General features: G+C 70.2%; 11 protein-coding genes. 1 reads left to right on the forward strand and 10 read right to left on the reverse strand.

Annotated elements, in window-relative coordinates; translation table 11 throughout:
* Window positions 1–140 precede the first annotated feature (140 nt).
* From ACZ60T_RS05965 to ACZ60T_RS05985, 5 genes are all read right to left on the reverse strand, one after another.
* The gene (locus tag ACZ60T_RS05965; protein WP_469664814.1) at window positions 141–1841 is read right to left on the reverse strand and encodes a proline--tRNA ligase; all 1701 of its coding nucleotides are present in this window, start codon (window positions 1839–1841) and stop codon (window positions 141–143) included.
* Between the two features lie 239 nt (window positions 1842–2080).
* Window positions 2081–2650 carry a GNAT family N-acetyltransferase gene (locus tag ACZ60T_RS05970; RefSeq protein WP_365622957.1) on the reverse strand — a complete coding sequence of 190 codons (570 nt, stop codon included), beginning with the start codon at window positions 2648–2650 and terminating at the stop codon, window positions 2081–2083.
* Between the two features lie 51 nt (window positions 2651–2701).
* Window positions 2702–3550, reverse strand: a complete 849-nt coding sequence (locus ACZ60T_RS05975) for a GNAT family N-acetyltransferase (RefSeq protein ID WP_469664816.1) — start codon at window positions 3548–3550, stop codon at window positions 2702–2704.
* A gap of 91 nt (window positions 3551–3641) precedes the next feature.
* Window positions 3642–3875 (reverse strand): DUF397 domain-containing protein, encoded by a 234-nt coding sequence (locus ACZ60T_RS05980; RefSeq protein WP_469664818.1) that lies wholly within the window; start codon window positions 3873–3875, stop codon window positions 3642–3644.
* On the reverse strand, window positions 3872–4684 hold the full coding sequence (locus tag ACZ60T_RS05985; protein WP_469664820.1) for a helix-turn-helix domain-containing protein: 813 nt from the start codon (window positions 4682–4684) through the stop codon (window positions 3872–3874). The genes ACZ60T_RS05980 and ACZ60T_RS05985 overlap by 4 nt, the downstream gene beginning before the upstream one ends.
* 201 nt (window positions 4685–4885) lie before the next feature.
* Between ACZ60T_RS05985 and ACZ60T_RS05990 the strand changes: the two genes are divergently transcribed.
* Entirely contained in the window at window positions 4886–5290 is a 405-nt protein-coding gene (locus tag ACZ60T_RS05990) for an ATP-binding protein (protein ID WP_469664822.1), read from the forward strand.
* Here ACZ60T_RS05990 and ACZ60T_RS05995 read toward each other — a convergent pair.
* From ACZ60T_RS05995 to ACZ60T_RS06015, 5 genes are all read right to left on the reverse strand, one after another.
* Window positions 5276–6508: an MFS transporter gene (locus ACZ60T_RS05995; protein ID WP_469664824.1), complete on the reverse strand. Its 1233-nt coding sequence runs from the start codon at window positions 6506–6508 to the stop codon at window positions 5276–5278. The genes ACZ60T_RS05990 and ACZ60T_RS05995 overlap by 15 nt on opposite strands.
* A gap of 231 nt (window positions 6509–6739) precedes the next feature.
* On the reverse strand, window positions 6740–7897 hold the full coding sequence (gene ispG, locus ACZ60T_RS06000) for a flavodoxin-dependent (E)-4-hydroxy-3-methylbut-2-enyl-diphosphate synthase (RefSeq protein ID WP_469664825.1): 1158 nt from the start codon (window positions 7895–7897) through the stop codon (window positions 6740–6742).
* A 190-nt stretch (window positions 7898–8087) separates the two neighbouring features.
* Window positions 8088–9380 carry a M50 family metallopeptidase gene (locus ACZ60T_RS06005; protein WP_469665533.1) on the reverse strand — a complete coding sequence of 431 codons (1293 nt, stop codon included), beginning with the start codon at window positions 9378–9380 and terminating at the stop codon, window positions 8088–8090.
* A gap of 8 nt (window positions 9381–9388) precedes the next feature.
* Window positions 9389–10642 (reverse strand): 1-deoxy-D-xylulose-5-phosphate reductoisomerase, encoded by a 1254-nt coding sequence (gene dxr / locus ACZ60T_RS06010; RefSeq protein ID WP_469664827.1) that lies wholly within the window; start codon window positions 10640–10642, stop codon window positions 9389–9391.
* 186 nt (window positions 10643–10828) lie between these two features.
* Window positions 10829–12769, reverse strand: coding sequence for an acyl-CoA dehydrogenase family protein (locus ACZ60T_RS06015; RefSeq protein WP_469664829.1), 1941 nt, complete (start codon window positions 12767–12769; stop codon window positions 10829–10831).
* Window positions 12770–12805 lie beyond the last annotated feature (36 nt).

Here is a 12805-nt window from a genome sequence, read left to right on the forward strand (position 1 = left end):
CCGCGCCGCGGGGGGGCCGGGCGGGGGGCGCGCTACCGCCGTCTCGGCCCCCCCTGTAGCCGCGCGGGCGCGGCCCCCCCCCCCCGGGCGGGGGGGGGGGGGCCCCCCCCCCCCCCCCCCCGTCAGGGGGTTCTCGCGTGTCAGGCGGTGAGACGCGCGATCGCCTCGTCCACCGTCAGCTCCTCGCGCTCGCCGGTCCGGCGGTCCTTCAGCTCCAGGACGCCCTCGGCCGAGCGGCGGCCCGCCACCAGGATCTTCGGGACGCCGATCAGTTCGGCGTCCGTGAACTTCACGCCCGGCGAGACGCCCGCGCGGTCGTCCACCAGGACGCGGACGCCGGCCGCGGACAGCTTCTGGGAGACGTCGAGGGCCAGCTCGGTCTGGAGCGCCTTGCCCGCCGCCACGACGTGGACGTCCGCCGGGGCGACCTCCTTCGGCCAGCACAGGCCCTGCTCGTCGGCGTGCTGCTCGGCGAGCGCGGCCACGGCGCGCGAGACGCCGATGCCGTAGGAGCCCATGGTCACGCGGACCGGCTTGCCGTTCTGGCCGAGGACGTCCAGCTTGAGCGCGTCGGCGTACTTGCGGCCGAGCTGGAAGATGTGCCCGATCTCGATCGCGCGGTCCAGCTTCAGCCCGGCACCGCAGTTCGGGCACGGGTCGCCCTCCTGCACCACCACGACGTCCACGTACGCGTCCACCTCGAAGTCGCGCCCGGCGACCACGTTCTTCGCGTGCGTGTTCAGCTTGTTGGCGCCCGTGATCCACGCGGTGCCCGGAGCCACCCGCGGGTCCGCGAGGTACTGGACCTTCTCCAGCCCCTGCGGGCCGACATAGCCGCGGACCAGGTCCGGGCGCTCCGTGAAGTCCTCGGCGGTGACCAACTCGACGGCGGCCGGGGCGAAGTGGGCCTCGACCTTGTCCATGTCGACCTCGCGGTCACCGGGGACACCGATGGCGACGATCTCGCCGTCGACCTTGACGAGGAGGTTCTTCAGCGTGGCGGAGGCCGCGACGCCGAGCGAGGCCGCGAGGGTCTCGATGGTCGGGGTGTCGGGGGTCGGGATCTCCTCCAGCGCGGGCACGTCGGCCGCGTCGACCGGCTTCAGCTCGTACGAGATCGCCTCCGTGTTGGCCGCGAAGTCGCAGCTCGGGCAGTCCGCGAAGGTGTCCTCACCGGCACCGGCCGGAGCGAGGAACTCCTCGGACTTGGAGCCGCCCATCGCACCCGCGGTCGCCGCGCAGATCCGGTAGTCGAGGCCGAGGCGCTCGAAGATCCGCTGGTAGGCCTGGCGGTGCAGACCGTACGCCTCGCCCAGACCCTCGTCGGAGGTGTCGAAGGAGTACGAGTCCTTCATCAGGAACTCACGGCCGCGCAGGATGCCCGCGCGCGGACGGGCCTCGTCACGGAACTTGGTCTGGATCTGGTAGAGGATCACCGGCAGGTCCTTGTAGGACGACGCCTGGTCCTTCACGATCAGCGTGAAGATCTCCTCATGGGTCGGGCCGAGCAGGTAGTCGCCGCCCTTGCGGTCCTTCAGGCGGAACAGCTCCGGGCCGTACTCGTCCCAGCGGCCGGTCGCCTCGTAGGGCTCGCGCGGCAGCAGCGCGGGCAGCAGCACCTCCTGGCCGCCGATCGCGTCCATCTCCTCGCGGACGACCCGCTCCACGTTGGCGAGGACCTTCTTGCCGAGCGGCAGCCAGGTCCAGATCCCGGCGGCGGTACGACGCACATAGCCCGCGCGGACCAGGAGCTTGTGGCTGAGGACCTCGGCGTCCGCCGGGTCGTCACGCAGAGTCTTCGCCATCAACTGGGACATGCGCTGGACCGGTGCGTTGGCCATGGTTCTTGTACTCCTGCCGGGTAAGGGTGATGGCTAGTGCCGCGGCAGGCAACGTTTGCCCGTTAGGAGCGGCGTTCGGTGCGTGCTCTCGGCGTGCCGGACGGAAGCCCTCGTACTGGACGTACGTGGGCTTTCGTCCGGTGCGGCGAGAGTGCGTGCCGGGCGTTGCGACGGGGCGAACGTTGTCTGCCGCGGCACTAGGAGGTTAGCCCTGCGGCCAGTGCGGACGGTAATCGGTGTCAGCGCCTGCGCAGGGGCAGGGGCGCGCCCATCACGGCGTACGGCCTCGGGGCGCTCGGGAAGAACACCTGCCGCGCCAGGTCGATGTACCCCAGCGAGTGGTACAGGCCGCGGGCCGGGCTGTCGGTGTCGATCGCCGAGAGGATCGAGCGCGGCTCGGCGGCGCTGTCGGTGATCGTCGTGATCAGGGCGCGGCCGATGCCCCGGTTCTGGTGGCGCGGGTGGACGTGCAGTTCGGTGATCACGAAGGAGTCGTCGAGCCAGTCGTTGTTGCCCTGGGCGCGCAGATACGGTTCGACGACCGTCGACCACCAGTGGGACCGGTCGTTCGGCATGCCGTACACGAAGCCGACCAGCCGTCCGTCCGGGGTGGTGGCGCCGACGGCGCGGGCTCCGGGGTAGACCATGTGCCGCAGCACGATCTGGCGGCGTACGGCGATCTCCTCGGCGTCGAGCCCGAACGCGAGCGCCTGTACGGCGAGCGCCTCGTCCACCCGGGCGCACAGGTCGAGGGGGCCGATCACGACGTCGCCGGGGTCGCGGTGGCCACGACCGGGAAACCGAAGCATGGTGGCGAGCCTACCGGGGTGCGGGCGCGGGCCCCGCCGGGGCGGTCGTTCTCAGAACAGCACGCTCATGAACGCGCCGACCTCCTGGAAGCCGACCCTGCGGTACGTGCGCCGGGCGGCGGTGTTGAAGTCGTTCACGTAGAGGCTGACGACGGGGGCGAAGTCCGCGAGGGCGTAGCGCAGGACCGCCGCCATCCCGGGCGCCGCGAGGCCCTGGCCGCGGTACTCGGGGGCCACCCAGACGCCCTGGATCTGGCAGGCCTGCGGGGTCGCGGCGCCGATCTCCGCCTTGAAGACAACCTTGCCGTTCTGGTCCAGGCGGGCGAACGAGCGCCCCGCGCCCACGAGTTCGGCGACGCGGGCCTGGTAGATCAGTCCGCCGTCACCGGCGAGCGGGGAGATGCCGACCTCCTCGGTGAACATCGCCACGCACGCGGGCATGATCGTGTCCATCTCGTCCTTGCGGATGCGGCGGACGTACGGATCCGGGGCGATGTCGACGGGCATGCGGTCGGTGATCATGAGGGGCTGGTGGGACCGGACTTCACGCGCGGGGCCCCAGCTCGGCTCCAGCAGGCGCCACAGCAGGGCGGTGGCCTCGGCGGGGCCGACGATGGAGGAACAGCGGCGGCCCGTACGCCGGGCGCGGTCGGCGAAGGCGCGCACGGCGCGGGGGTTGGCGCACAGGGGGACGAGGTTGGCGCCCGCGTAGCACAGCGAGGTGAGCATGCCGTCCTCGTACCAGCCCCACATCTCGCCGCCGAGGCGCCACGGGTCGAGGCCGGCGACCTGGACCCGGGACGTCACGAAGGCGTTCGCGACCGGCTCGCGGTCGAGGACGGCGAGCGCGGCGTCCAGGTCACTCGGTTCGAGGACCCGGGTGGTGGTCTGCGTCAACAAGTGCGGGGGCCTCACCCTGGGGGTCGCTGGTCCCCGCACTGTACCTGTCGCACCTGAACCGCGCCGCCCGGTCGCGATGCGTGACCTGCGGTCACTGTACGGCGAACCCGAGGAACGCCTGCCAGGCGGTGGGAGGGAGGGCGAGGGTGGGCCCGTCGCCGGGGGTGTGCTTGGAGTCACGGATGTGGATGGCGGTGGGGCAAGGGGCGACCTCCACGCACTCGCCACCCTCGCCGTCGCTGTAGCTGGACTTGCGCCAGGCAAGGGCGACTTCGAGGCACTCGCCGCCGTCGCCCTGGCTGTAGCTGCTCTTGAACCAGTTCATGTCTCTCCTAGCAACTTCTCTACGAGGGCCAGTGATTCGCGTGGAGTCAGGGCTTGAGCACGCAGGAGGCCATAGCGCTCCTCCATCTCCCTGACTGTCTGGGTATCGGAGTAGAGGCGGCTACCCCTGTGCGCATCCACGTAGCCGATACTGCGCCCGTTTACCGTGTCGATCAAGCTGAATGTGCCGGAGAGCCCGGCATGCTCCTCACGGTCATTCGGCATGACCTGGATCTCTACGTTACGCCGCTGCCCGATGAGCAAGATCTGCTCCAACTGCCCCTGCATAACGGTCTGTCCACCCAATGGCCTGCGTAGGACTGTCTCCTCCATCACGAAGCTGATAGTGGGCATCGGCTTCCGCGTGAAGATCTTCTGCCGGGCCAGTCGCGCCGCCACACGCTGTTCGATCGTCTCCTCATCCAGAGTAGGCCGCCACATGTTGAACACCGCCCGCGCGTAGTCCTCCGTCTGCAACAGGCCGTTGATCACCAGCGCGTCGTACACACGCCGCCCAACTGCCTCCTTCTCGAACTTCGCCGCATCCCTGAAGAACGGCGGATACTGCGCCCTCTCCACCTCCTCCACCAGCTCCAGCAACACCCCGTGCGCGCCCAATACTTCGTCCGCCCGCGCGATGAACTCCCCCGGTGGAATCCGCCTCCCCTGCTCGAACGCCGCGATCGTCGACTCTGCGTACCCCGTACGGGCGCCGAGTTGGGCTCTAGTCATCCCCGCCGCCGTACGCAGCCTCTTCAACTGCCGCCCGAAGATGCCCAGTACCTCGCTTGCCTGCTCCTCGCTGCTCATACACCACTCACCGCTCTCACCCAGCCCTCAGTTACGGCTCCGCCCGTGTACAGATTGATCCCCAGCGCATACCACCCCAGCGGTCACGGCGAAGCTCCTGGTCAACGCTACGCACGGTGCGCGAGCGTAAGCGACATGAAGTCGACAACTCACCCGGACTGGCATATTCAGAAGTGCACTTCGCCCGCACACGAGTTCGCTATGCGCTTCACGTCCACACCCCGTGGCGCACGCCTCGCACGGCGACTCGTCTCGCATCGGCTCGACGAGTGGGGGCACCCCTACGACAGCCCCCTCAACGAGACCGTCACCCTCGTCGCCGCCGAACTGGTCGCCAACGCCGTACGGCATGGCCGCGTGCAGGGGCGGGACTTCCATCTCCGACTCGTCGGCGCGGCGGACGGCGTACGAGTCGAGGTCACCGACACCCGTACCGAGCGCCTGCCCGAGCCCCGGCCCCCGCAGGACCCGGCCGCCGACGAGTCCGGGCGCGGGCTGCTGCTCGTAGAAGCGCTGGCCGCCGACTGGGGCGTCGAGCCGCGCAACCCCGGCAAGTGCGTGTGGGCCGAGGTGCGACGGGACTCCGCCGCCTCAACTCCCGGCTGAGGCACGGCGGTTGATCCGGTAGACATCCGGCACGCAGAGGTTGAGCACGGTCGTGACCACGATCAGCCCGGCACACGCCATGAGCACGGTCCGGTTGTCCCAGGCGTCGGCCGCACACGCCGTGATGAGGTAGCCGAGAGGGATGGCGAGGCGTTCGCCGACACTGTTGAACGCGCTCATGCGTCCCATCTCGGCCTGGTCCACGTGCTGTTGGAACGCCGTGGTCCACGCGACGATCTCGATGTCGAGCCCGATCCCCGCGAGCACGGCGGCCAGCAGTACCCAGGGCAGCGGCAGACCGCATCCCAGGGCCGCCAGGGGCAGGGCGAGTCCCGAGCCGGTCGCGACCGCCACGGTCAGCAGACGGCGCGGCTTCCAGCGCAGGCACACCAACGTCCCGCCCAACAGCCCCGCCGCGAAGGCCGCTTGAGTCAGCCCCCAGTCGCGCGCGCCCCCGTACCGCTGGGCGGCGACGACCGGGCCGAGGAGCTGGAAGCCCGCCAGCCACGCGGCGACGAGGACGGTTCCGGCCGCCGTGTAGGTCCACAGCCAGGTGCGCGACCAGAACCCGGTCCACCCGGCCCGCAGGTCACTCAGGGCGCTGGTGACGGTGAGAGGTGCGTCGAGCCGGAGCCCGAGCAGCAGGAGCGCCGCGGCGGCGAAGGTGAGCGCGTCCCAGGCCAGGGCCCAGGCGGGGCCGCTGACCGCGACGACGAGTCCGCCGATCGCGGGGCCCAGCACCTTGACCGCGTTGCTCGGCAGCCGCAACAGCGCGTTGGCCCGTTGCAAGTGCTCGGCGGGGACGATCTGGCTCACGGCTCCCTGCGCGGCGGGCCCGGTGAGCGCCACCGCGGTTCCCGAAGCGAAGCCGCAGACGGCGATGGTGGTCGTCGTCGCGGCCCCGGTGGCGACGGTCACGGCCAGCGCACCCTGCGCGGCGGCGGCCAGCAGATTGCCGAGGAAGAGGATCCGGCTGCGCGAGAGGCGGTCCGCGAGCACCCCTCCCATGAGGAGGAAGGCGATGGTCGGGACGGTGTTCGTGGCGAGCACCAGGCCGAGGGATCCGACACCGCCGCCCTGGCCGATGACCGAGTAGGCCAGGGCGAGCGGGGCCATCGCCGACCCGGTGGCGGAGATCAGGTTGGCGAGCACGAACCGCCGGAAGGCCGCGCTGCGCAGCGGTGCCGTACGGATCGTCGGTGGGGCGGCGGTCTTCATGTTCTCCCTCGTGCAGGTGCGGCGAGCACCGTAGGGCCGCGCGCGCCCGAGGGGCATCACGTCCCGGCCGGAACGGCCGGTATCCGTCTGCCTTTGGCGGGTACCGGCCGTGGCGCCGGGTCTCTGACCAGGAAGAATGCGCCTGAAAGAGAGGAATCGCCTGTCCGTGCGTCACTTCGGACACGCCCGGACAGGCGATTCTCGTGTTCTGGAGGGCGTACCGCCCGAGGGTCAGCCCGCGACCGCGACCGACGGCTCGCCGGAGGCCACGCCGTCCTTCTCCATCTGCTCGGCGATCTTCATCGCCTCCTCGATGAGGGTCTCCACGATCTTGGACTCGGGGACGGTCTTGATGACCTCGCCCTTGACGAAGATCTGGCCCTTGCCGTTGCCGGAGGCGACGCCGAGGTCGGCCTCGCGGGCCTCGCCGGGGCCGTTGACGACGCAGCCCATGACCGCGACGCGCAGGGGCACCTCCATGCCCTCCAGGCCCGCCGTGACCTCCTCGGCCAGCTTGTAGACATCGACCTGGGCGCGCCCGCAGGACGGGCAGGAGACGATCTCCAGGCCGCGCTCGCGCAGACCGAGGGACTCCAGGATCTGGGAGCCGACCTTGACCTCCTCGACGGGAGGCGCGGACAGGGAGACGCGGATGGTGTCGCCGATGCCCTGGGAGAGCAGCGCGCCGAAGGCGACGGCCGACTTGATGGTGCCCTGGAAGGCGGGACCGGCCTCCGTGACGCCGAGGTGCAGCGGGTAGTCGCACTGCTCGGCGAGCTGGCGGTAGGCCTCGATCATCACGACCGGGTCGTTGTGCTTGACGGAGATCTTGATGTCCCGGAAGTCGTGCTCCTCGAAGAGGGACGCCTCCCAGAGGGCCGACTCGGCGAGCGCCTCGGGGGTCGCCTTGCCGTACTTCTGGAGCAGCCGCCGGTCCAGCGAGCCCGCGTTGACGCCGATCCGGATCGGGGTGCCGTGGTCCTTGGCGGCCTTGGCGATCTCCTTGACCTGGTCGTCGAACTTCTTGATGTTGCCCGGGTTGACGCGGACTGCGGCGCAGCCCGCCTCGATCGCCGCGAAGACGTACTTGGGCTGGAAGTGGATGTCCGCGATCACCGGGATCTGCGACTTCTTGGCGATGCTCGCGAGTGCGTCCGCGTCGTCCTGCGTCGGGCACGCGACCCGGACGATCTGGCAGCCGGAGGCCGTCAGCTCCGCGATCTGCTGGAGCGTCGCACCGACGTCAGACGTACGCGTCGTCGTCATCGACTGCACCGACACCGGGGCGTCCCCGCCCACCGGCACGGATCCGACCTGGATCTGCCGGCTCTTGCGGCGCTCGGCGAGCTTGATCGGAACGGACGGCATGCCGAGTGAAATCGCGGTCATCTGCAGTGCAACCCCAAGTCATGGATCGAGATTCCGGTCCGGGAAGCGGCGGCTCCCAGCGTCCGAGATTACGCCACACACGCCCACCCCAGCGCATCACCGTCCGTAAACCCACCCAATAGGCGGTGGCCGGGGAGAAGGTTCTCTCCCCGGCCACCGGCCGTTCCGTCTCCGGCGCTTCCGCGCGGGGCTACGAGATCTTGACCGGGTTCACCACGTCCGCGATCAGGACCAGCAACGTGAAGCAGATGAACACGCTGGCCACGACGTACGCGACCGGCATCAGCTTCGCCACGTCGAAGGGGCCCGGGTCGGGGCGGCGCAGCACCTTGGCGACGGCGCGGCGCAGCGACTCCCACAGGGCGCCCGCGATGTGCCCGCCGTCGAGCGGGAGCAGCGGGAGCATGTTGAACAGGAACAGGGAGAGGTTGAAGCCCGCGACGAGCAGCAGCATCATCGCGATCTGCTGGGAGGGCGGGATGTCGAGGGTGAAGACCTCGCCGCCGACGCGGGCCGCGCCGACCACGCCCATCGGGGAGTCCGCCTCGCGCGGGGCGTCGCCGAACGTCGCGTTCCACAGGGCGGGGATCTTGCCGGGCAGAGCGACGAGCGACTCGACGCCGTTGGCCATCATGTCGCCCATGCGCTGCACGGACTGGTCGAAGGACTGCTGGACGATGCCGGTGGCGGGCGTGAAGCCGAGGAAGCCCGCGTAGACGTACTTGCCCTCGACATAGCCGCCGTTGCCGTCCGTCTTGCTCACCTGGTTCTTGATCAGGTGGGCGTGCAGATCGACGGGCTTGCCGTCCCGCTCGACGGTGATCGTGACGTCCTTGCCGGGGTTGGCGCGGATCTCGTCCTGGAGGCCCGACCAGTCCTTCACGCGGGCGCCGTCGAACGCGACGATCTTGTCGCCCGGCTTGAGCCCGGCGGCCTGGGCGGGCGCGGCCGGGTCGCCCTTCGCGCACTTCGTGCGGTTCTCGCTGGCCTGGGTGACGCAGTCGGAGACCTTGGAGACGGTGGTCGTCTGGGTCTGGACGCCGAACGTCATCATCACGCCGAGGAAGATCGCGACGGCGAGGACGAGGTTCATGAAGGGGCCCGCGAACATGACGATGACCCTCTTCCACGGCTTGCGTGTGTAGAAGAGACGCTCGTCGTCACCGGGTTGCAGTTCCTCGAAGGACTGCGCTCTGGCGTCCTCGATCATGCCGCGCCACGGGGAGGTGGAGCGGGCCTCGATGCGGCCGTCGGGGCCGGGCGGGAACATGCCGATCATGCGGATGTAGCCGCCGAGGGGGACCGCCTTGATGCCGTACTCGGTGTCGCCCTTCTTGCGCGACCAGATGGTCGGGCCGAAGCCGACCATGTACTGCGGCACCCGGATGCCGAAGAGTTTGGCCGTCGACAGATGGCCCAGTTCGTGCCAGGCGATCGAGACCAGCAGGCCCACTACGAAGACGACTATGCCGAGGATCATCATCAGGGTCGTCATGCATGGGCCTCCGCGGTTGCCGTCTGCGTCAGTTCTCGGGCCCGAGCGCGTGCCCAGGTCTCCGCTTCGAGGACGTCCGCGACGGTCAGAGAAGTTCCCGCACGGGGTGTTCCGTGCTCCTCGACCACCCGGATGACGGTATCCATGATGCCGTTGAACGGCAGGGCGCCGTTCAGGAACGCGTCGACACACTCCTCATTGGCGGCATTGAACACCGCCGGGGCCGTGCCCGCGAGCTGCCCTACGTGCCGGGCGAGTCCGACGGACGGGAAGGCGTCGTTGTCGAGCGGGAAGAACTCCCAGGTCGAGGCCTTGGTCCAGTCGATGGCGGGGGCGGCGTCGGGGACGCGCTCGGGCCAGCCGAGGCCGATGGCGATCGGCCCCCGCATGTCGGGGGGCGTGGCCTGCGCGAGGGTCGAGCCGTCGGTGTACTCCACCATCGAGTGGACGTAGGACTGGGGGTGGACGACGACCTCGATGCGGTCGAAGGGGATGTCGTAGAGCAGATGCGCCTCGATCACCTCCAGGCCCTTGTTGACCAGGGTCGCGGAGTTGATCGTGATGACGGGGCCCATGGCCCAGGTGGGGTGGGCGAGGGCGTCCTTGGGGGTGACGCCCGCCAGCTCGGCCCGCGTCCGGCCGCGGAAGGGGCCGCCGGAGGCGGTGACGACGAGCTTGCGTACGTCGGCGCGGGTGCCGCAGGCGAGGGCCTGGAAGAGGGCGGCGTGCTCGGAGTCGACGGGGATGATCTGGCCGGGCTTGGCCAGCGCCTTCACCAGCGGGCCGCCGACGATGAGCGACTCCTTGTTGGCGAGCGCGAGCGTGCGGCCCGCCTCCAGGGCGGCGAGGGTGGGGGCGAGGCCGATGGAACCCGTGATGCCGTTGAGGACGGTGTGGCAGGCGGAGGCGGCGAGCTGGGTGGCCGCGTCGGGGCCGGTGAGGATCTCGGGGAGGGGCTCCCCCGGGCCGTACTGCGCCGCGAGGGCCTCGCGCAGCGCCGGTACGACGTCCTCACGGGCGACCGCGACGGTGTCCACGCGCAGCCGGTGGGCCTGCTCGGCGAGCAGTGCGACCCGGCCGCCGTTCGCGGAGAGTGCGGTGACGTTGAACCGGTCGGGGTTGCGCAGTACGAGATCGATGGCCTGCGTACCGATCGACCCGGTGGAGCCGAGGATCACGACGTCCCGCATCCCGTCGACATGGTCGAAGCGAAGATGGGGATCGGCAAGAGGGGCTGGACTGTCGCTCATCCCCCCATTGTGGCCGCTGCCGGGGGGCGGGCGGACAGGGTGTCCGTGGACGGGTGAGACGCCCCTCCGGTGAGAGTGGCCGAGGAGGGGCTACGCGGCCGACCCGGCGGGCGCGGGCGGAGTGTTTGCCGCCGCGACCGCCGAGCTGCCGGGCCTCACCGAGCGTGGCTGTCGCCACCGCGTCCGTCAGCGGATCGGGCGGTGGACGTTCTCTCGGGTGCTTGGGCCCGGGGTTGCGTCTGCGATCCAGGGGCCTTCGCCCGAGGGGTCCACCACTCCCTGTTCCAGCCACTCGTACGTGCCGGACAGGACGCCCTTGACCACCTTGCGGTCCAGGTCGTCCGTGTTGGTCCACAGGCGGCCGAAGAGTTCCTCCACGCGGATGCGGGACTGGCGGCAGAAGGCGTCCGCGAGTTGGTACGCCTCGCGGCCGTACTCGCCGCTCGCGCGCAGGTGTTCGGCGCGTACGCAGGCCGCGCTCATCGCGAAGAGTTCGGCGCCGATGTCCACGATCCGGCCCAGGAAGCCCTGTTTGGTCTCCATGCGGCCCTGCCAGCGGGACATCCCGTAGAACGTGGAGCGGGCCAGCTTGCGGGAGTTGCGTTCGACGTACCGCAGGTGTCCGGAGAGGTCGACCTCGCGGCGGAACTCCCCGTACGCGCGCGGGATCTGCCCCTGCCCGGCGACCAGCTTCGGCAGCCAACGGGCGTAGAACGCACCGGCGTTCGCGCCCGCCTTCGCCTTGTCCGTCAGGGACTTGTCGGGGTCGATGAGGTCACCGGCCACCGACAGGTGGGCGTCCACCGCCTCACGCGCGATCAGCAGATGCATGATCTCCGTGGAGCCCTCGAAGATGCGGTTGATGCGCAGATCGCGCAGCAGTTGCTCGGCCGGTACCGCGCGCTCCCCGCGCGCCTTGAGCGACTCCGCCGTCTCGAAGCCGCGGCCGCCGCGGATCTGGACCAGCTCGTCGGCCATCAGCCAGCCCATCTCCGAGCCGTACAGCTTGGCGAGGGCGGCCTCGATGCGGATGTCGTTGCGGTCCTCGTCGGCCATCTGCGACGACAGGTCGACCATCGCCTCCAGCGCGAACGTCGTCGCCGCGATGAAGGAGATCTTCGAGCCGACCGCCTCGTGCAGCGCGACCGGCTTGCCCCACTGCTCGCGGGCCCCCGACCACTCCCGGGCGATCTTCAGACACCACTTGCCGGACCCCACGCACATCGCGGGCAGCGACAGCCGCCCGGTGTTCAGCGTGGTGAGCGCGATCTTCAGGCCCGCACCCTCCGGGCCGATGCGGTTGGCGGCCGGGACCCGGACGCGGTGGAAGCGGGTCACGCCGTTCTCGATGCCGCGCAGGCCCATGAAGGCGTTGCGGTTCTCGACGGTGACACCCTCCGACGCCGCCTCCACGACGAACGCCGTGATGCCGCCCTTGTGGCCCTCGGACTTGGGCACGCGTGCCATGACGACCAGCAGATCGGCCACCACACCGTTGGTGGTCCACAGCTTGACGCCGTCGAGGACGTACTCGTCCCCGTCCGGTACGGCGGTCGTGGCCAGCCGCGCCGGGTCGGAGCCCACGTCCGGCTCGGTGAGCAGGAACGCGGAGATATCGGTGCGGGCGCAGCGCGGCAGGAACGTGTCCTTCTGCTCCTGCGTGCCGAACAGCTTCAGCGGCTGCGGTACGCCGATCGACTGGTGCGCGGACAGCAGCGCGCCGATCGCCGGGTTCGCCGAACCGGCCAGGGCGAGCGCCTTGTTGTAGTACACCTGGGTGAGACCGAGGCCGCCGTACTTGGTGTCGATCTTCATACCGAGGGCGCCGAGGTCCTTGAGACCGTTGATCGTCTCGTCGGGGATCCGGGCCTCGCGCTCGATACGGGCGCCGTCGACCTGGGTCTCGCAGAAGTCACGCAGCTTGGTGAGGAACTCCTCGCCGCGCTGCACGTCCTCGTCGGCGGGCAGCGGGTGCGGATGGATCAGGTCGAGCCGGAAGCGGCCGAGGAACAGCTCCTTGGCGAAGCTGGGCTTGCGCCAGTCCTGCTGGCGCGCGGCCTCGGCGACCTGGCGGGCCTCACGTTCGGTGACGGTGGGCTGGGGAGTGGGGGATGTTGGTGCGGGCATGAGGCTCACCTCGCCGCGAATCGGGATCCTGTGGGG

It is taken from the genome of Streptomyces sp. NPDC104371 (assembly GCF_055583785.1).